16 protein-coding genes are annotated in these 18,811 nt (G+C 71.0%); 8 read left to right on the top strand and 8 right to left on the bottom strand.

What is annotated here, in order from left to right; genetic code table 11:
• Positions 1–25 precede the first annotated feature (25 nt).
• On the top strand, positions 26–844 hold the full coding sequence (locus ACZ48Z_RS31520) for an ABC transporter ATP-binding protein (protein ID WP_468739278.1): 819 nt from the start codon (positions 26–28) through the stop codon (positions 842–844).
• 112 nt (positions 845–956) lie between these two features.
• Here ACZ48Z_RS31520 and ACZ48Z_RS31515 read toward each other — a convergent pair whose 3' ends face one another.
• Positions 957–1,607, bottom strand: a complete 651-nt coding sequence (locus ACZ48Z_RS31515; protein ID WP_468739277.1) for an MmyB family transcriptional regulator — start codon at positions 1,605–1,607, stop codon at positions 957–959.
• A 224-nt stretch (positions 1,608–1,831) separates the two neighbouring features.
• On the opposite strand from ACZ48Z_RS31515, the gene ACZ48Z_RS31510 reads away from it, so the two are divergent.
• On the top strand, positions 1,832–2,488 hold the full coding sequence (locus tag ACZ48Z_RS31510; RefSeq protein ID WP_468739276.1) for a helix-turn-helix domain-containing protein: 657 nt from the start codon (positions 1,832–1,834) through the stop codon (positions 2,486–2,488).
• Positions 2,489–2,520: 32 nt separating this feature from the next.
• Positions 2,521–3,051: a toxin-antitoxin system, toxin component gene (locus ACZ48Z_RS31505; RefSeq protein WP_468739328.1), complete on the top strand. Its 531-nt coding sequence runs from the start codon at positions 2,521–2,523 to the stop codon at positions 3,049–3,051.
• Between the two features lie 37 nt (positions 3,052–3,088).
• Here ACZ48Z_RS31505 and ACZ48Z_RS31500 read toward each other — a convergent pair whose 3' ends face one another.
• The gene (locus ACZ48Z_RS31500; protein ID WP_468739275.1) at positions 3,089–4,120 is read right to left on the bottom strand and encodes an alpha/beta fold hydrolase; all 1,032 of its coding nucleotides are present in this window, start codon (positions 4,118–4,120) and stop codon (positions 3,089–3,091) included.
• 251 nt (positions 4,121–4,371) lie between these two features.
• On the opposite strand from ACZ48Z_RS31500, the gene ACZ48Z_RS31495 reads away from it, so the two are divergent.
• On the top strand, positions 4,372–4,611 hold the full coding sequence (locus tag ACZ48Z_RS31495; protein ID WP_468739274.1) for a hypothetical protein: 240 nt from the start codon (positions 4,372–4,374) through the stop codon (positions 4,609–4,611).
• 27 nt (positions 4,612–4,638) lie between these two features.
• Here ACZ48Z_RS31495 and ACZ48Z_RS31490 read toward each other — a convergent pair whose 3' ends face one another.
• Both ACZ48Z_RS31490 and ACZ48Z_RS31485 read right to left on the bottom strand, forming a co-directional pair.
• Positions 4,639–5,319: a 4'-phosphopantetheinyl transferase family protein gene (locus tag ACZ48Z_RS31490; RefSeq protein ID WP_468739273.1), complete on the bottom strand. Its 681-nt coding sequence runs from the start codon at positions 5,317–5,319 to the stop codon at positions 4,639–4,641.
• Positions 5,316–6,176, bottom strand: a complete 861-nt coding sequence (locus tag ACZ48Z_RS31485; protein WP_468739272.1) for a metallophosphoesterase family protein — start codon at positions 6,174–6,176, stop codon at positions 5,316–5,318. The genes ACZ48Z_RS31490 and ACZ48Z_RS31485 overlap by 4 nt, the downstream gene beginning before the upstream one ends.
• A 265-nt stretch (positions 6,177–6,441) precedes the next feature.
• Between ACZ48Z_RS31485 and ACZ48Z_RS31480 the strand changes: the two genes are divergently transcribed.
• Entirely contained in the window at positions 6,442–7,584 is a 1,143-nt protein-coding gene (locus tag ACZ48Z_RS31480; RefSeq protein ID WP_468739271.1) for an ATP-grasp domain-containing protein, read from the top strand.
• A 372-nt stretch (positions 7,585–7,956) separates the two neighbouring features.
• Positions 7,957–9,642: a carbohydrate binding domain-containing protein gene (locus tag ACZ48Z_RS31475; RefSeq protein ID WP_468739270.1), complete on the top strand. Its 1,686-nt coding sequence runs from the start codon at positions 7,957–7,959 to the stop codon at positions 9,640–9,642.
• A gap of 80 nt (positions 9,643–9,722) precedes the next feature.
• Here the strand turns inward: ACZ48Z_RS31475 and ACZ48Z_RS31470 are convergent, their stop codons facing one another.
• The 4 genes from ACZ48Z_RS31470 to ACZ48Z_RS31455 form a co-directional block, all read right to left on the bottom strand.
• Positions 9,723–10,973 carry an alpha-L-fucosidase gene (locus ACZ48Z_RS31470; protein WP_468739269.1) on the bottom strand — a complete coding sequence of 417 codons (1,251 nt, stop codon included), beginning with the start codon at positions 10,971–10,973 and terminating at the stop codon, positions 9,723–9,725.
• A 3-nt stretch (positions 10,974–10,976) separates the two neighbouring features.
• On the bottom strand, positions 10,977–14,027 hold the full coding sequence (locus ACZ48Z_RS31465) for an alpha-mannosidase (RefSeq protein ID WP_468739268.1): 3,051 nt from the start codon (positions 14,025–14,027) through the stop codon (positions 10,977–10,979).
• 77 nt (positions 14,028–14,104) lie between these two features.
• Positions 14,105–15,442: a 6-phospho-beta-glucosidase gene (locus ACZ48Z_RS31460; RefSeq protein ID WP_468739267.1), complete on the bottom strand. Its 1,338-nt coding sequence runs from the start codon at positions 15,440–15,442 to the stop codon at positions 14,105–14,107.
• Entirely contained in the window at positions 15,439–16,203 is a 765-nt protein-coding gene (locus tag ACZ48Z_RS31455; protein WP_468739327.1) for a DeoR/GlpR family DNA-binding transcription regulator, read from the bottom strand. The genes ACZ48Z_RS31460 and ACZ48Z_RS31455 overlap by 4 nt, the downstream gene beginning before the upstream one ends.
• 127 nt (positions 16,204–16,330) lie before the next feature.
• Here ACZ48Z_RS31455 and ACZ48Z_RS31450 point away from each other — a divergent pair, with 127 nt between their 5' ends.
• On the top strand, positions 16,331–17,347 hold the full coding sequence (locus tag ACZ48Z_RS31450) for a carbohydrate kinase family protein (protein WP_468739266.1): 1,017 nt from the start codon (positions 16,331–16,333) through the stop codon (positions 17,345–17,347).
• 65 nt (positions 17,348–17,412) lie between these two features.
• Complete coding sequence (locus ACZ48Z_RS31445) at positions 17,413–18,690, top strand: extracellular solute-binding protein (protein ID WP_468739265.1); 1,278 nt, start codon at positions 17,413–17,415, stop codon at positions 18,688–18,690.
• Positions 18,691–18,811: the final 121 nt, after the last annotated feature.

Raw genomic sequence — 18,811 nt, 5'->3', positions numbered from 1 at the left:
TCACCCGAACGCGAAAGGGCGGTCCATGCTTGACGTGCGCGGCCTGAACAAGGTCTACGAGGGGTCCGGCCGCCGCGTCGAGGCGGTACGGGACCTCACCTTCACCGTCGAGGCGGGCGAACTCGTCTGCCTCGTCGGCCCGTCGGGCTGCGGCAAGACGACCCTGCTCAAGTGCATGGGCGGTCTGCTCGCTCCGACGGCCGGCGAAGTCCACCTGGCCGGGCGGAAGGTGAGCGGTCCCCCGCCCGGCATGGCGTTCGTCTTCCAGGAGTACGGGCGCAGTCTCTTCCCCTGGATGCGGGTCACCGACAACGTCGAACTCCCCCTCAAGCAGAAGAACTTGAGCAAATCCAGACGACGGGATCTGGTCACCGACGCACTGGAGTCGGTGGGCCTGTCCGACGCCGCCACCGCCTACCCCTGGCAGCTCTCGGGCGGTATGCAGCAACGGGTCGCGATCGCCCGGGCGCTGGCCTACGAGCCCGAAGTCCTGCTGATGGACGAGCCGTTCGCGGCCGTGGACGCGCAGACCCGTGCCGATCTGGAGGATCTCGTACGACGGCTGTGGCGGGAGCGCGGCATCACGATCCTGTTCGTCACGCACGACATCGACGAGGCGGTGTACCTGGGCGAGCGGGTGATCGTGCTCTCGGCGTCCCCCACCGTCGTGCAGGAGCAGCTGAAGGTCGATCTGCCGGAGGAGCGGGACCAGTTGCACACCCGCGTGGCCCCGCGGTTCGCCGAGCTGCGCACCCATGTGTACGAGCAGATCCAGGCGGCCAAGCGCGGGGTCGCCGTGCAGGACGCCCCCGTGGCGGAGCCGGACACCATCCCGCCGCGCTGACATGCCCTGAGAGCCCCGGCCGGTCGGCGGCCCCGTGAAGCACCGTTGCTCCACGGGGGACCGACATCCGCTGACGAGGCGCCGTCGACGACCTGAACGCCGACGGTGCCCGTCAGACCCGGGGGGTGGGGACCACCGTGAGATGGGCCGCCTCCCGGCGCGGGCGACGCCGGGCGGGCGCCGCGCGGAGCACCAGCGTCAGCCTGGTGTAGCCCAGATCGCGCAGGGTGGGCGGAGTCTCGTCGACGACCCGGCACTCGGTGGTGCCCCGGCGCGGGTCGGGGTGCGTCAGGGGGCGTACGGAGCCGTCGTGCTCCACGGCCTGCTCGCCGACCGCCCGGATCCAGTGCGGCAGGCCCTGCCGGTAGGCGGCCTCCATGATCGGGTCCTGGGCGATGTCCCGGCGGATCGCCTGGAGACCGTGGTCGTGGCCGTGCCGCTCCACGGCGGCCGCGAAGTGCGCGAGCATCGGCAGGCACCAGCGGGACTCGTGCTCGCCCAGGACGCTGCTCGCGTCGGGGTGGAAGAGGACGAACCTGAGGAAGTTGTCACCCGGCATGGCGGTCGGGTGCGGGCCCACGGCACGGAAAAGTGACGCGAAAGCGGCGTTGGCGAGGACTACGTCCCAGCGGTGGTCGAGGACGACGGACGGGAAGGGGACGGCTTCCAGGAGCGTGGCGTAGTCCTGCAGATATGCCTGAGCTTCGAGCCCCTCGGGGACGGGCCGCAGTTCCGACCGCTGCCCGCCTGCCTGATATGCCATCGGGAGGTCACCCCTCTTGCCTATGCGGCCTTCACGCGGCGCCTTGATCCTGCTTCCCTGGAGCGAGCCATGTCAACTATCGTGGCATTCCGCGGCGGTTGACGGCTGAAATTGGCCACAGTTGTGGCGAGACCTGGATGTGAGTTCGAACAACCGGCTACTCTCCGGGAAGTTCACGGCGACCGCCTGTGAGACGTCGGGTGAGAGACGTAGGAGATCTGTCGGTGTCGGATGGCTTCGGGAGCCCGGACGGCGCGGCAACGGTCGTGCTGACGGCCGTCGTCGCCCGCGTCACCGCACTCGCCGACCGGCTCGGCGTGGCACACGCGCGGGTCTTCGACACCGGTCGCCTGTCCGTCGCCTCCGGTGTTCCCGAGCCCGTGGTCAAGGCCCTGCTCGGCGGGCGCCCGGCCGGTGAACCGGACGTCCAGGAGCGGTTCCTGCAACGGCTCGACCTGCTGCGCCGTACCCGGCTCAAGCCCAACGGGCGCAAGTACACCCAGCAGGAGATCGCCGACGGTGCGGGCATGTCCCGGCAGCAGGCCGGCGCCCTGATCAACGGCGACCGGCGCCCCACCATGGAGCACTGCGACGCCATCCAGCGGTTCTTCCGGGTGCACGCCGGGTTCCTGACGGCCGAGGACCCGGAGGCGCTCGCGGGCGCGCTCCAGCACACCGAGCAGGAGCTCCTGCACAAGCTCGCCGACCGGGAGCGCGAGGCGGCGGCGTCCGCCGGTGACCCGTTGGAGCGGCTGCTGCTGGACCACGGGGTCCGCGGGATCGCCTGGCGGGCCGCACAGCTGCCCACCGACCAGCACCGTGACAAGGTCGCCGAGTGGCTGGACATGCTCCTGGAGAGCGTCAAGCGGCCCGAGTCCTGATCCGGGAGACAACTGTGGGCATCGGTAAGCACATGCGCCGCCTGAGCGGCGAGTTGGTGGCGGAGCTGGAACTCACCGCGCCGGCACGGCCCGACGACCTGTACGGCGCCCTGTGCGACGCGATGAGCAGACGCCGGGGCCGCCCCGTCCACTTCCGTACGGCGCCCTTCCCGGTCGGCACGGCGAGCGGGCTGTGGCTCGACATGGCCGACCAGGACCTCGTCGTGATCGAGGAACGCACCGCCCCCGACCACCAGTTGGTCATCCTCGGCCACGAGCTGTGGCACATGAACGCCGGCCACTGCTCGCACCACGTCGAGGGCGCCGCCGTCGCCGCCCGGCTCCTCAGCGACGGCGCCGACCTCCAGGCCACGGTCCGCAAGGTGGCCGCCCGCAGCCGCTTCGAGCTCGACGACGAGCGGGAGGCGGAGAGCTTCGGCCTGCTCCTCGCCAGCAAGTGCCGTACCTGGCTGGCGGGTTCGTCGCTGCGGGGCCCGGTACAGCGCGATCACCTGGCGGGGCGGATCGAGACGTCGCTGGGCTATCTGGGACCCCAGGGCTGACGACGACCGGGGAGCTGCGGGCCCGGGTCCACGGGTCTCACGTGGCGCTGCGTTCGCTCGCCTCTCTCCGCTCGCGCTCCACACCACGGGTCAGCGGCGTGCCCGGGCTGCCCGGACTGCCCTCCCGCAGCAGTTCCCGCCAGTGCTCCCGGCTCCAGTGGGCGGGGTCCGTGGTCGTCGTGAACTCCTCGACCAGGGAGACGAACCGGGCGGGGTCGGTGTGGAACGGGAAGTGGCCCGCGCCCTCGAAGATCTCCAGCCGGCTGCCGGGCATCGCGTCGTGCGCCCCGAAGGCGTGCCGGACGGGCACCACGCTGTCCCGGTCCCCCCACAACAGCATGGTCGGCATGCCCTCGGTGAGATAGCAGCGGTCCAGCATGGTGACGACCTGGCCGCGCCAGTCGACGACCGCGCGCAGGGTCCGGATGAAGGCGTTGCGCGAGGTCTCGTCGGGGAGGGCGTCGACCAGGTTCAGCAGGTCCGGGGCGTCCTGGCCGAGGTCGGTGTCGAGCAGCTTCATCAGCCGCACCACGAGGCCCACTTGGAGCCGCATGCCGGGCAGCTGCAGCGAGGACAGCATGAGGTGGGCGCCGGGCAGGGACACCAGCCGCAGCACGGGGTTGACCTCACGGCCCACGCCGCCCGCGCTGACCAGGATGAGCCGCTCGGTGCGCTCGGGGAACTGGTAGGCGAACTGCATCGCCACCCCGCCGCCCAGCGAGTGCCCGACCAGCGTGGCGGACTCGATGCCGAGGGTGGTGAGCAGATCGCGCACGCCGTTGGCGTAGGCGGCCACCGAGTAGTCGGCGCGCGGCTTGTCGGAGTCGCCGTGGCCCAGCAGGTCGGGGGCGATGACGGTGTGGGTGCGGGCGAGGTCGGGGATCAGATCGGCCCAGGTCGCGGAGGAGTCCCCGATGCCGTGGATGAGCACGAGCGGCGGGCCCTCGCCGGCCATGCGGAAGGCGCGCCGGTAGCCGTGCACGACGCGGTACTGCAGCTCCAGTTCGCCGTCGCCCACCGAGCGCAGCCGGACGGCGCGCACCGGGCGCCGTCGCGGGTCGTCGACCACGTACTCGCCTCCCTTTCCCTGGCCTTCCGCCGGCCGCGACGAGGCGGCCGAAAGCCCTTCCGTCCAGCGTAGAACCGCTTTCCCCACGGTGATTTCGGGGAGGTTTCGCCTCCGCTAAGCGGGCGGACGGGCGGGCGCGGGAGCCTGATTGTCAGTGGTGGACGGCAAGCTGGAGATGCACGCCCGTGCGGAGTGCGACCGACGTGCCCCGTCCGGGGGTGCGACCGACGCCGACCTGGGGAGAGCCGACGATGCCCACCGCCGTACTGACCGACCGTGAGCGCACCGCCGTCCAGGCGTATCTGCGGCTGCTGCACACGGTCCGAGCCGCTTTCGACACCGCGTCCGGTCCGCCGGACACCGCCCGGCCACCGGTGGTCCCGCCGGCGGTCCTCGCCGAGGCCGAACAGGCGCTGGCGGACGCGGGCCTCGCGGGCAACGAGGAGGCGTTCTTCAGGCTGTTGAAGAGCTGGTGCCCGCCGGAGGCGTAGCCGGGACCGGAGGTCCGTGCCGTGCCCTCAGCCGTGCGGCACGGTCACGGACGTCGCGACGAAACCGTCCCGGACCGTCCAGCGGCCCTCGAAGACGCCGCGCCGTTCACCGCCCACCAGCGGGCCGGGGACGAGGAGTTCGGCGCGCAGGGTGCCGCTGAGGCGCTTCCCCGGCTCGACGAGGATCCTGATGTCGGCCTCGGTGAACTCCAGCCACGTGCCGGTGAGCGGGAACCACGCCTTGTACACGGACTCCTTGGCGCTGAACAGCAGCCGGTCCCAGTGCACGGCCGGCTGCGTCTCGGCGAGTTCCCGCAGCCTGTCCCGCTCGGCCGGCAGGGAGACGCTCTCCAGCACGCCCTCGGGGAGCGGGCCGTGGGGTTCGGCGTCGATGCCGAGGGAGGCCAGGTCGGTGGCGCGGACCAGGGCCGCGGCGCAGTAGCCGTCGCAGTGGGTCATGCTGCCGGTCAGGCCGGCCGGCCACTTCGGGGCACCGCGTTCACCGGGCAGGATCGGCTGCGGTGGTACGCCGAGCTTCTCCATGGCCCGGCGGGCGCAGGCCCGCACGACGGCGAACTCACGGCGGCGTTTGGCGACGGCCCGCACGACGAGCGCCGCCTCCTCGGGGTACAGCGTCGCGTGGTCCGGCTCGTCGTGGCCGTACCTCTCGACGGCCACCACCACGTCCGGCAGAAGGTCCTCGATCATCGTGCGCCGACCTCTCCCGGCACGATCCGGCGCAGCCGTCCCGGCGGCTCCGCCCGCTGCCGCCACTCCCGCGGATAACCCACCGACACCTCCTCGAAGCGGACCCCCTCGTGCCAGGTGGTCCGCGGGATGTGCAGATGGCCGTAGACCATGGTCTCGACGCGGAACCTGCGGTGCCAGTCGGCGGTCAGCGTGGTGCCGCACCACATCGCGAACTCGGGGTACCACAGGACGTCCGTGGGGTGCCGGTCCAGCGGGTAGTGGTTGACCAGGACGGTGGGCAGGTCCTCGGGGATGCCGGCGAGCCTGCGCGCGGTCTCGGCGACCCGGGCCCGGCACCAGGCCTCGCGGGAGGGGTAGGGGTCGGGGTGCAGCAGGAACTCGTCGTTGCAGACGACGCCGGTGCCGTGCGCGTACTGAAGTCCCTGCTCCTTGGTGGTGCAGCCGGCCGGCAGGAACGAGTAGTCGTACAGGAGGAACAGCGGGGCGACGGCGACGGGGCCGCCGGGGCCCTCCCAGACGGGGTAGGGGTCCTCGGGGGTGAGGACGCCGAGTTCCCGGCACATCTCGACGAGGTGGTCGTAGCGGGCGACGCCACGCAGGGTGACGGTGTCCTTCGGGTGGGTCCACAGTTCGTGGTTGCCGGGGGCCCAGACGACCTTGCGGAAGCGCCCGGCGAGGGTTTCCAGGGCCCAGCGGACGTCGGCGACGGTCTCGGCCACGTCGCCGGCCACCAGGAGCCAGTCGCCGTCGGTCCCGGGGCGCATCTCCTCGACCAGGGTGCGGTTCTCGGGGTAGCCGATGTGCAGATCGCTGACGGCCAGAAGCTGTGCCGCGGCACCGGCCGTAGACGTCACCTCTCGCCCCCTCCGAGCTCCCGGGTCAGACCACCAGAACACATTTGCCTGCCTGGTACAAGAGTGGATCGCGGCGCCGGCACTCCATGATCGCCGGATCCGTAACACCGGCGTTGCACGCGCACCCCTCGGGACGCCGTATGATCGCCCCAACACCACCGTATGGAACTTCCCTTCGCAAGGGGCGGTTTGGTGTCCCTCCAAGCACACTGCCCGGGCACGGGCTTGCTTCGCCCTGCCCGAAAATGCCCGAAAGGCGGCCTGCATGATCTCTCGCGTACGCGTCTGGCTCAACCGCACGTACGCGGAGAACGTGTTCTTCATGGATCAGCTGCGGCGAAATCCCAGCGACCGGGCCGTCGAGATCCACGCGACCCATGGAGACGCCGACTCGCCGGTGCTGGCCGCCGCCGACACCGCCGATCTGGAGCCGGAGGGCCTCTCCCCCGCCGCCTACGTCGAGTTCGCCCTCGACCAGTGCCAGCGGCGCGGCATCGACGTGTTCGTGCCGCGGCTGCACCAGGCCGCGATCGTCGCGCACCGCGCCGACTTCGCCGCGGTCGGCACGGCGCTGCTCGCGCCGCCGCCGGAGGGTGTCGCCGTCTTCCACGACAAGGTCGTCGCCTACGAGGCGGTCCAGGCGATCGGCGTGCCGGTACCGCCGTGGTGGCGGGTGCGGACCGCGGACGAGCTGGTCACGGCCGTGGAGCAGCTGGAGGCGGACGGCCACAAGGCGTGCTTCAAGCCGGCGTCCGGTGCGGGCGGGGTGGGCTTCCGGGTCATCACCCGCGCTCCCTTCTCGCTCTCGCAGCTCAACGGGTTCCCGAGCCCGTACGTCTCGCTCGACATGGTCGTCGAGGCGCTGGAGCAGGCCGACGAGCAGGTGGACTGGCTGGTCATGCCGCGTCTGGAGCAGCCCGAGGTGTCGGTGGACACGCTCACCGGGACCGACAACCGGGTGCGGCTGGCGATCGGCCGCACGAAGAACGGGCGGCGGCGTGGCTTCACCCAGGACGAGCAGTGGCTGGAGCCTGCGCGGCTGATCGCGGAGGGGTTCGGGCTGCACTATCTGTCCAACATCCAGTTCCGGATGTTCGGTGACCGGCCGGTGCTCATGGACGTCAACACGCGGCCGGCGGGCGGCCTGCACCAGCTGTCGCTGTGCGGGGTCAACGTGCCTTGGGCGGCTGTGCAGTTGGCGCTCGGGGAGGACCCGGGTGTGATCGAACCGCCGTTCCTTGGACAGGACTACACCGTCGTGTCGGGAGCGCGTCCGCTGCGGCCCGTCTCGGTTCCGGCCCAGCGCATGGAGGAGACGGAACCCCTGCTGCCCGCGGTGCCGGCACCGGCGCCGATGGTCGACGAGGTCGACTCCGTCGAGGCTGCGGCTTCGGCCCTGCCGCTGTAGGTCTCCGACCGGGTGCGGGGCGTCTGTGGCTTGTCGCGCAGTTCCCCGCGCCCCTAAGCGGCTCACCTCAACCGGTGTGCGCCCTTCCCGCATGCCGCTTCAGGTCGTCGGCCGGGTGCGGGGCGTCTGTGGCTTGTCGCGCAGTTCCCCGCGCCCCTGAGTCGCCGGCCTCGACCGGTAGAACTGTCCGATGCCACGTCAGAGTGCGGGCCCGCTGTGGCTTGTCGCGCAGTTCCCCGCGCCCCTGGGTAGGTCACCTCAACCGGTATGGACCAATTCGGCGTCAGGTCTTGACACTCTCATTGGTCCATACCAACTTGGTTGCGCACCCCCTTGCACTCCCGAACACCCCCATATCTTCAGGGAGATCGCGTGCGCAACCCACTCAGACGTCCCGGACGTCGGCTTCTCGCTCTGCTCGGCACCGCAGGTCTCGCGCTGGCCGGGGCGGTCGCCCTTCCCCAGACCGCTCAGGCGGCCAATGTGCTGACCGACCCCGGCTTCGAGTCCGGGAGCCTCTCCTCCTGGACCTGCACCGGCAACCTCGGGTCCGTCGTCTCCTCTCCCGTCCACGGGGGCTCCAAGGCCCTTCAGGGCGCGGTGAGTTCGAGCGACAACGCCCAGTGCAGCCAGTCCGTCCCCGTCCAGCCGAACACGACGTACCGTCTCAGCGGCTGGGTGCGCGGCTCCTACGTGTACCTCGGCGTGGACGGCGGCGCCTCCACGTGGACGTCGTCGCCGGCGGCGTACACCCAGCTGAGCACCTCGTTCACCACCGGCGCCGCGCAGACCAGCGCCAGCGTCTACGTCCACGGCTGGTACGCGCAGGGCACCTACTTCGCCGACGACATCAGCCTCGACGGGCCCGGCGGGGGCGGGGGTTCGGACACGCAGGCTCCGAGCGCGCCGGGGAGTCTGCGGTCCACCGGGAAGACCTCCTCCAGCGTGTCGCTGGCGTGGAACGCCTCCTCCGACAACGTCGGGGTGACGGCGTACGACGTGTACAGCGGGTCGAACCAGGTGCTGAGGGTGTCCGGGACCAGCGCCACCGTGAGCGGGCTGGCCGCGAGCGCCTCCTACAACTTCACCGTGAGGGCGCGGGACGCGGCCGGGAACGTGTCGGCGGCCTCCAACGCCGTGGCCGTGACGACCGACGCGGGCGGCGGTGGCGGCACCGGGTTCAAGCAGGCCGCGCCCTATCTGTACCTCGGGTGGGGTGATCCGCCGAGCGCGACCTCGGTGATGAGCGCGACCGGGATCAAGTGGTTCACGATGGCGTTCATCCTGTCCTCCGGTGGCTGCACCCCGGCCTGGGACGGGAGCCGGGCGCTGACCGGCGGCAACGACCAGTCCGTCATCAACTCCATCCGGTCCGCCGGCGGGGACGTCGTCCCCTCCATCGGCGGCTGGAGCGGCAACAAGCTCGGGCCGAACTGCTCGACCCCCGAGGCGCTCGCGGGCGCCTACCAGAAGGTGATCGACGCCTACGGACTCAAGGCGATCGACGTCGACATCGAGAACACGGACGAGTTCGAGAACGCGACCGTGCAGGACCGGATCCTCAACGCCCTGAAGATCGTCAAGGCGAACAACCCGGGCCTGCGGACCATCCTCACCTTCGGCACCTCGACGACCGGCCCGACGTACTGGGGCAACCGGCTGATCGAGCAGTCCAAGGCCCTGAACGCGAACATCGACGTCTTCACGATCATGCCGTTCGACTTCGGCGGCGGCAGCGACATGTACGGCAGCACGGTGAACGCCTCGGAGGGGCTGAAGACCAAGCTGAAGTCCACCTTCGGGTGGGACGACACGACGGCCTACGCCCACATCGGGATCTCCGGCATGAACGGGCTCAGCGACCAGCAGGAGCTGACCAGCACGGCGGTCTGGACCCAGATCCGCGATTGGGCGAACTCCCGTCACATCGCCCGCCTCGCGTTCTGGGCGGTCAACCGCGACCGGCCGTGCCCGGGCGGCGGCGTGACGAGCAACTGCTCCGGCATCAGCCAGAACACCTGGCAGTTCACCTCGATCACGGCCGGCTTCACTGGCTGAACCGAGCAGTGGGCCGACCCGTCGGCCACCCCCACGCCTGCGCCGACTCGGGCAGGCGTGGGGGTGGTTCGCCGTCCGGGTCAGAACCTGCCCGCGCCCCGGTACAGCTCCACGTCGCCGTCCAGCTCGACCTTGAGCACCGTGGCGTACGGATCGAGGTCGGCCTGCGCCGGCGGGTCGATCCACACGACGCCCACGGCCTCGTGCAGGCCGCCGACCACCTCGTGCCCGAGCTCGGTCCCGGTGCCGAGGACGCTCACCCTGCGGACCGGGGTGACCAGTCCCCGCAGCCCGATCTCGGCGCGCGGCGCGTCGAAGAGCACCAGGTAGAGCGTCCGGCCGTCCGCGGAGAGCGTGCTGGGCCCGTAGTGGTGCCCGGCGGGCAGTCCGCGCACGGTCCCGTACACGGCCTCGGAGTGCTTCGCGATCCACTCCCCCAGGCCTTCGAGGCGCTCGACCTGGGGTGCGGGGATGGTCCCGTCCTCCATCGGGCCGACGTCGAGCAGCAGGTTGCCGCCCGCGCCGATCGTCTCGGTGAAGTAGCGGATCAGCTGTGCGAGGGACTTGTGGTGGTGGTCCTGGTGCTGATACCCCCACGAGTCGTTGATCGTCAGGCACAACTCCCATGGCCCGTCCGGCGGTTCGATGGGAGCGCCCTGTTCGGGGGTGGCGTAGTCACCCTCGCTGAGCATGCGCGCGTTGAAGACGACGTCCGGCACGTACGACCGTATGAGCGCGGCGAGTTCGGGGATACGCCACTGCTCCTCGCTGCGGTCCCACTCACCGTCGAACCACATCAGGTCGGGCCGGTAGCGGGAGGCCAGCTCGCGGATCTGGCCGTCCCGGTAGGCGATGTACCGCTCCCAGGCAGCCAGGTCCTCGTCCTCGGCCGCGACCTCGGAGTAGCGGTTGTCCTCCTGCTCCGGCGGGCGGCCCGGCTTGCGCGTGGAGGCGTAGTCGGGGTGGTTCCAGTCGGAGTGCGAGTAGTAGAAGCCGACCTTGAGGTCCTTCTCGCGCAGGGCCTCGGCGTAGGGACCGATGTAGTCCTTGCCGAGGTTCAGGTCGCCGAACTCCGTGTCCCACAGCGCCACACCGTCGTGGTGACGGGTCGTCAGGACGGCGTACCTGGCCCCCGCGCGGGCGAACAGGTCGGCCCAGTCACGGGGGTTGTACCTGGCCCCCGTGAACCGCTCCAGCTGGGACATGTACCGGTCGTGCGGGACGATGTCGTCGTAGAACGACCAGGACTCCTGCACGCCGTCGACGGCGTAGATGCCCCAGTGGACGAAGATCCCCAACTTGGCGTCGGTGAACCAGGGTTGCATCGGCATACGTCAGCCCCTCCGCAGCCGGAGCGTCAGTACCTGGAAGGGACGCAGCGAGACCTGGACCCCGCCGTCGGAGACCTCGGCCCTCTCGTCCTGCAGGGGTCGCTCCAGCAGGTCGGTCACCTGCGCGCCGGCCAGCGGGAAGCCGGTGCGCAGCACGCCCTGGGCGCGGCCGCCGTCCGACTCGTACAGGCGGACCACGACGTCGCCGGACCCGTCGTCGGCGAGCTTGACCGCCTCGACGGTCACGCCCCGGCCGTCGACCGAGACGACCGGCTCGGGGGCGCCGGCCGCGTCGGCCACGCGGAGCGGGAGGTTGAGGGAGTAGCCCTCGGCGACGGTGTCCTCGATGCTCGCGCCGGGCAGCAGCGCGTAGGTGAAGCGGTGCTTGCCCTGGTCGGCCTCCGGGTCCGGGATGCGCGGGGCGCGGACCAGGCTGAGCCGGACCGTGGTCGTCGTACCGCCGTCCGCACGGACCGTGCGGGAGACGTCGTGGCCGTAGGTGGAGTCGTTGAGGACCGCGACGCCGTAGCCGGGTTCGGCGATGTGGACCCAGCGGTGGCCGGGCACCTCGAAACGGGCCGCCTCCCAGGTGGTGTTGGTGTGGGTGGGCCGCTGGACGTGGCCGAACTGGATCTCCGCGGAGGAGTGCGCGGCGCGGACGTCCACCGGGAAGGCCGCCTTGAGGATCTTCTCGGCCTCGTGCCAGTCGATCTCGGTCTCGAAGTCGATCCGGGGACTGTCGGCGCGCAGGGTGATGGTCTGGGTGATCGTCGAGCCCTTGCCGAAGGACCGCGTCACGCGGATCGCACCCGACAGCGGGTCCTCGGAGACGACCTCGACCGACGACGTCTCCAGCAGATCCGTGTACCGGTTCTTGTAGTGCTTGTCGATGTCCCAGGCGTCCCAGTAGTTCGGGAGGTCGGTGTGCAGGCGGAGCAGGTTGCCCTTGTCGCCCAGCACCTCCCGGCCGAAGCGCTGGTCGAAGACGGATGACAGCGTGCCGTCCTCCGCCACCTCCACGCGCACCAGGCCGTTGTCGAGGACGCGGCCGGACACGCGGACCGGCTGCGCGGGCTCGGTGCTGCCGGTCAGCGGGGCGCTGCCGTTCGCGGGCACCCGCACGTACGCCAGAGCCCCCTCCGACGTACGGACCACTTCGGCCCGGTCGAACGGGCTGGTGTTGAAGACCCGGGTGTCACCGGCCCCCAGCGCGGCCACCGCCTCGGCGGTCAGCGCCTCCAACTCCTCGGCCACGCGGGCGTATTCGGCCTCGGCCTCGCGGTGCACCCAGGCGATCGAGGAGCCCGGCAGGATGTCGTGGAACTGGTGCAGCAGGACCGTCTTCCACAGCCGGTCCAGCTTCTCGTACGGGTAGGAGTAGCCCGGTGCGTGCAGTGCGGCCGTCGTCGCCCACAGCTCGGCCTCGCGCAGCTTGTGCTCGGAGCGGCGGTTGCCCTGCTTGGTGCGGGCCTGCGAGGTGTAGGTGGCGCGGTGCAGCTCCAGGTAGAGCTCGCCGACCCAGACCGGGGCGTCCTCGTACTCGGCGCGGGCCTTGGCGAAGAACTCGTCGGGGTGCTCGACGACGACCTTGGGTGAACCCTCCAGGTCGGCGAGGCGCCGGGCGCGTTCCATGATCTCGCGGGTGGGGCCGCCGCCGCCGTCGCCCCAGCCGAAGGGGGCCAGCGAGCGCGTACCGACGCCCTTCTCCGAGTAGTTGCGGACCGCGCGGTCCATCTCCTCGCCGCTGAAGCGGGCGTTGTAGGTGTCTACGGGCGGGAAGTGCGTGAAGATGCGGGTGCCGTCGATGCCCTCCCACCAGAAGGTGTGGTGGGGGAACTTGTTGGTCTGGTTCCAGGAGATCTTCTGGGTGAGGAACCAGTCGTTGCCGGCGAGCTTGGCGAGCTGCGGGTAGGCGGCGGTGTAGCCGAAGGAGTCCGGGAGCCAGACACCCTTGGTCTCGACGCCGAAGTGCTCGATGAAGAACCGCTTGCCGTGGACGAGCTGGCGGGCGATGGCCTCGCCGCCGGGCAGGTTGCCGTCGGCCTCCACCCACATGCCGCCGACCGGGGCCCACTGGCCCTTCTTCACGGAGTCCTGGATGCGGGCCCACACGTGCGGGTAGTTGTCGCGCACCCACTCGTACTGCTGGGCCTGGGAGCAGGCGAAGATGAAGTCGTCGTACTCGTCGGCGAGCGCGGTGACGTTGGAGAAGGTGCGGGACGTCTTGCGCTTGGTCTCGCGGATGGGCCACAGCCACGCGGAGTCGATGTGGGCGTGTCCGACGCCGGAGACGGTGTGCGCGCTCGCGTGGGCGGGCTTGGCGAGGACCGGCGCGAGCACCGCGCGGACCGCCGCCGCGCTGCCGGAGACGTCGTCCAGGTCGAGGGCGTCCATGGCCCGGTCCAGGGCGTGCAGGATCTCGTGGCGGCGCGGCTCGTGCTCACCGAGGTGGACCATGACGCCGAGCAGCACCTGGAGGTCCAGGTCGAGGTGGAAGACCTCCTCGTCGAGGACCGCGAGGTCGGCGCGCTGGAAGGTGTACAGGGGCGCGGAGCCCGCCGTGAGCTTGTCGCCCATCGGCGTGACCTTGGAGAAGTTGTCCTTGAGGATGTCCGGGTTGGAGGCCGCCTCGACCAGGTAGTCGATCTCCTCGCCGCCGGTGGCCGGGTTGGCGATGGGGACGTACTGGTTGAGGGGGTTCACCGCCTTCAGGGGGCGGCCGTCGACGAGGTGCACCAGGGCCTCGGCCTGGTTGCCGGGCCAGTCGCCGACGAAGCCGAGGTCGATGACGGCCTCGACGCGCTTTCCGGCCCACTCGGCGGGCACCCGGCCGCGCATCCGGAACCAGGTGGTGCCCCAGGGCGGGCCCCACGGGGTGTCCATCGCGAAGGGCGTGTAGCGCGCGGCCGCGGCCTCCTCGAAGGAGACCGGCTCCCCCGGTGCCTGCCAGGCCTCGACCTCGAAGGGGACGGTGGCCGCGTAGATCGCGGGCTTGATGCGCTGGTCGTGGGCGCGCTGGACGCGCTCCTCGATGCGGCGGCTTTCGTCGTGCATGAAGGATCTCCAGGGAGGGAGAGGGCTGGCTGGCGGGGCCGAAAGGCGAGGGGAAAGCGCTTTCCCACGATGGAACGCTACATAAGGTACGCGAGCCCCGGATGCACCGAGGTGTACCCCTCGACCAGCCTGTGGGCGACGTTCACGGAGTCCACCAGGGGGTGCAGCGCGAAGGCCTTCACCGCGGTGGCGCGCGAGGCGGACTCGGCGGCGGCCAGGACCTCCCGCTCGACCGCCTTGACCGAGCAGACCAGGCCGGTGGCGTGGTCGGGCAGCGGGGCGACGGTGACCGGGTGGGCGCCGTTGGCGTCGACGAGGCAGGGCACCTCGATGACGGCATCGCTGTCGAGCACCGACAGGGTGCTGCGGTTGCGGACGTTCAGGATCAGCGTGGTGCGCTCGTCCCGGGCGATGGCCCGCATCAGGGCGAGGGCGACCTTCTCGTAGCCGCCGGAGAGGTCGTCGGCGTCGCGCTCGCCGGCGCCGGCCGTCTCCCGGTTCTCGGACATGTAGGTGGCCTCGCGCTCGGCCCGGGTGCGGTCCCACACGTCCAGCGCCTTCACCCCGGGGGCGCCGACCTCGTCGTAGAACCGCCCCTGCTGGTCGGCGAGGAAGGCGCCGCGGGTCTTCTCGGCCTGCTGGTAGGAGCGGACGGCCTCGCGGTTGAAGTAGTAGTAGTGCAGGTACTCGTTGGGGATCGCGCCGAGCGACCGGAGCCAGTCGACGCCGAAGAGTTTGCCCTCCTCGAAGGAGCCGAGGAGGTCGGGGTCGGCGAGCAGACGCGGCAGCTCGTCCCGGCCGGCGATCTTCAGGCCGCGGACCCAGCCGAGGTGGTTGAGGCCGACGTAGTCGATCCAGGCCTCGTCGGGGTTGGCGCCGAGCACGCGCGCGATGCGGCGGCCGAGGCCGACCGGGGAGTCGCAGATGCCGATGACACGGTCGCCGAGGTGGCGGGACATGGCCTCGGTGACCAGTCCTGCCGGGTTGGTGAAGTTGATGACCCAGGCGTCGGGGGCGAGCCGGGCCACGCGCCGGGCGATGTCCACGGCGACCGGGACGGTCCTGAGGCCGTAGGCGATGCCGCCCGCGCCGACCGTCTCCTGGCCGAGGACGCCCTCCGCGAGGGCCACCCGCTCGTCCTCGGCACGGCCCTCCAGGCCGCCGACGCGGATCGCCGAGAAGATGAAGTCGGCGCCGCGCAGGGCCTCGTCGAGGTCGGTCGTGGTGGTCACCGTGGGGGCGCCCGGGACGGCGGCCGCCTGTTCGGCCAGCACCCGGCCGACCGCGGTGAGCCGGCCGGCGTCCAGGTCGTGCAGGACGACCTCGGTCACCCGGCCCTCGCCGCGGTCGGTGAGCAGCGCGCCGTACACGAGCGGGACGCGGAAGCCGCCCCCGCCGAGAATCGTCAGTTTCACTTCTGAGCCTTTCCTGCCAGGACCACCTCGACGCCCGCCTCCTCCAGGGAGGAGCGGGTCGCCGCGTGGACCGGCGCGTTCGTCACCACCATGTCCAGGTCCTCGGGACCGCAGACCTTCGCCATGCCGGTACCCGGGAACTTGGCCGTGTCGGCGAGGAGGACGATCTTGTCGCTCGCCTTGATCATGGCCCGTTTGACCGGCACCTCGACGACCGTCGTGTCCATCACCTGCCCGCCCGGCCGCACTCCGCTGGTGCCGAGGAAGAGCCAGTCGGCGTGCAGCTGGCGCAGGTTGTCCTCGGTGAGGAAGCCGACCAGGGAGCGGTACTCGCGGCGGACCATGCCGCCGAGCAGCACCAGTTCGATGCCCTCGTCGTCGGCGAGCTCCTCGTAGACCACCAGGTTGCTGGTGATCACGGTGAGCCGGCGGCCGTGCAGCTGGCGGGCCAGCCGGTAGGCGGTGGTGCCGATGTCGAGCAGGACGGACTGGCCGTCCTGGACCAGGGCGGCGGCCCGGGCCGCTATCGCGTCCTTCTCGGCCACCCGGACCTCGGCGACCTCGGCGAAGGGCTGGTCACCCTCCTCGGCGCGCGCTCCGCCGTGCACCCGGGTGAGCAGCCCGTCCTCCTCCAGCTTGACGAGGTCGCGCCGGATGGTGGCGGGGCTCACCCCCAGTTGCTCGGAGAGGTCGGTCACAGCCGCGGGGCCGCCGGAGCGCAGGGCCCGCAGGATGAGTTGGTGTCGTCGTTCTGCCAGCACGGCGTGAACACTACTCGTCATCTTCAATCATTTCTATGCTCAGTTCTGCTTAGGTATTGACCAATCTCATGGATCAGCGCACGATTCCGGTCATCGAAATGACGAGTTTTGACGAGAGGCTGTGCGAGTGGACGACGACAGGCCCGATGTGCTGTTGACCGGGCTGCTCTTCTACGACCTCGTCCTGACGGGGCTCGGGAAGCCCCCGACACCGGGCGAGGAGATCTGGACGGCCGGCATGGGCTGCGGCCCCGGCGGCATCGCGAACCTCGCGGTGGCCGCGTCCCGCTTCGGCCTGAGGACCTCCCTGGCCACGGTGTTCGGCGACGACTTCTACGGCGAGCACTGCCGTGACGTGCTCGACGACCAGGAAGGCGTCGACCTCGCCCTCTCCCGCACCGCGGACGGCTGGCCCACCCCTGTCACCGTGTCGCTCGCACACGGTCACGACCGCGCCCTCGTCACCCACGGCCAGGAACCCCCGTACTCCCAGGACGTGCTGATGGGCAACCCGCCCGAGGCGCGTACGGCCCTCGTCCACCTGGAGGCCGAGCCGCGCGCCTGGCTCGCCAAGGCCGCCGCGAACGGCACCCACATCTACGCGGACGTCGGCTGGGACCCCACCCAGGAGTGGTCGAAGGACCTCCTCGACCAGCTCGCGCTGTGCCACGCCTTCCTCCCCAACGAGGGCGAGGCGATGGCCTACACCCGCACCGACAGCGCGGTCGCGGCGCTCGGCACGCTCTCCGAGCTGGTGCCGGTCGCGGTCGTCACCCGGGGCGGGGACGGCGCGGTCGCCGTCGACCAGGTCACCGGCGAGTACGCGGAGGTCCCTGCCCTTCCCGTCGACGTCCTGGACGCGACGGGCGCCGGTGACGTCTTCGGCGCCTCGTTCGTCGCCGCCTCCCTGGGCGGCTGGCCGCTGGAGGAACGCCTGCGGTTCGCCGTCCTCGCGGCCGGCCTCTCCGTCCGGCACCACGGCGGCGCCCTCGCGGCTCCCGGCTGGTACGGCGTCGACCGCTGGTGGCGCTCCCTGACCGACCCCGGCCTGCGCAGGACGTACGGCTTCCTGGCCGACCGCCTGCCGGCGGACGTCGGCCCGCCGGTGCACCACGCCCCGGTCACCCCGCCCCGGCAGCACTGACCCTCACAACGCCCCCACTGTCCAACACCCCTCAGCACCACGAACAGGAACAACAGGAGTGACCCGTGGACCTTTCACGTAGAGGCTTCCTCCAGGCCGCCGCGCTCACCGCGGCCGCCTCCGGACTGACCGTCGCCTGCGGCGGCGGCTCGGGCTCGGGCGGCACCAAGAACGGCAAGAACCTCACCCTGTGGTACTGGGGCGGCGCGCTCAGCGACAAGGTGGTCGCGGAGGCGAAGAACCACTTCAGCAGCGAAATCAAGCTGACGACGGCGTCCATCGGCGGCGACTTCAAGCAGAAGCTCACCACCACCCTCGCGGCGGGCAGCTCGGTGCCCGACATCACCGGCATCAAGGGCGAGGACATCGCGTCCTTCCTGCCTAACGCCAACCGCTTCCTCGACCTGAACGACCTCGGCTTCAAGAAGGTCTCGTCGCAGTACCTGGACTGGAAGACCAAGCTCGCCCAGAGCGAGGACGGCAAGCAGATCGGCTTCCCGATCGACATCGGCCCCACCGCACTCTTCTACCGCGAGGACCTGTTCGCCAAGGCCGGGGTGGACACCGACCCCGCCAAGGTCGCCGCCCTGGTCAAGACCTGGGAGGACTACTTCCAGCTCGGCACCGAGCTGCAGAGGAAGAACCCCGGCACCTACCTGGTCAACAACCTCGGCTCGATGTTCGACATGACCGTCGGCCAGGGCACCCAGCGGTTCATCGACAAGAACAACCACTTCATCGGCGACCAGGACCACATCCGCGCCGCGTGGACCACGTCGGTGCGCCCCTACACCCTCGGCCTCGACGCCAAGATCAACGACAACACCTGGAACGCCGCCATCGGCAAGACCCTCCTCACCGAGCTCGGCGCGGCCTGGCACGCGTTGGACATCGAGCAGGCCGCGCCGCAGACCAAGGGCAAGTGGCGGGTGTGCCCGATGCCCGTCGGACCGGCCAACCAGGGCGGCTCGTACCTGGCCCTGCCCAAGCAGTGCCGCAACCCCGAAGAGGCGTTCAAGATCATCAGCTGGATCCTCAGCCCCGCCAACGACGCCCGCGGCTTCACCGACGCCGCCATCTTCCCCGCCGCCCCGGCCGCCTACACCACGCCGGCCATGACGGGCCCCGACGCCTTCTTCGGCGGACAGAAGATCATCGAGGTCTTCGGCCCTGCCGCCAAGGCCGTTCCGCTCGCCTACGAGGCCCCGGCCGACGCCGCTGTCATGGCCCCCTACAAGACGGAACTGACCAACATCGAGGCCAAGGGCAAGAAGCCCGACGACGCCTGGAAGGACGCGGTCAGCCAGGCCAAGCAGATCGCCCGGCGGCAGGGGGTGAGCTGAGGTGACGTCACCTCCGGTCACCGGTCCCGGGGGGGGGGTGGGGGGGGGGGGGGGGGGGGGGGTGGGGGGGGGGGGCGGGGGGGGGGGGGGGGGGGGGGGGGGGGGGGGGGGGGGGGGGCGG

Source organism: Streptomyces sp. NPDC031225, assembly GCF_055570355.1.
This window is presented reverse-complemented; position numbering and strand designations above follow the sequence as displayed.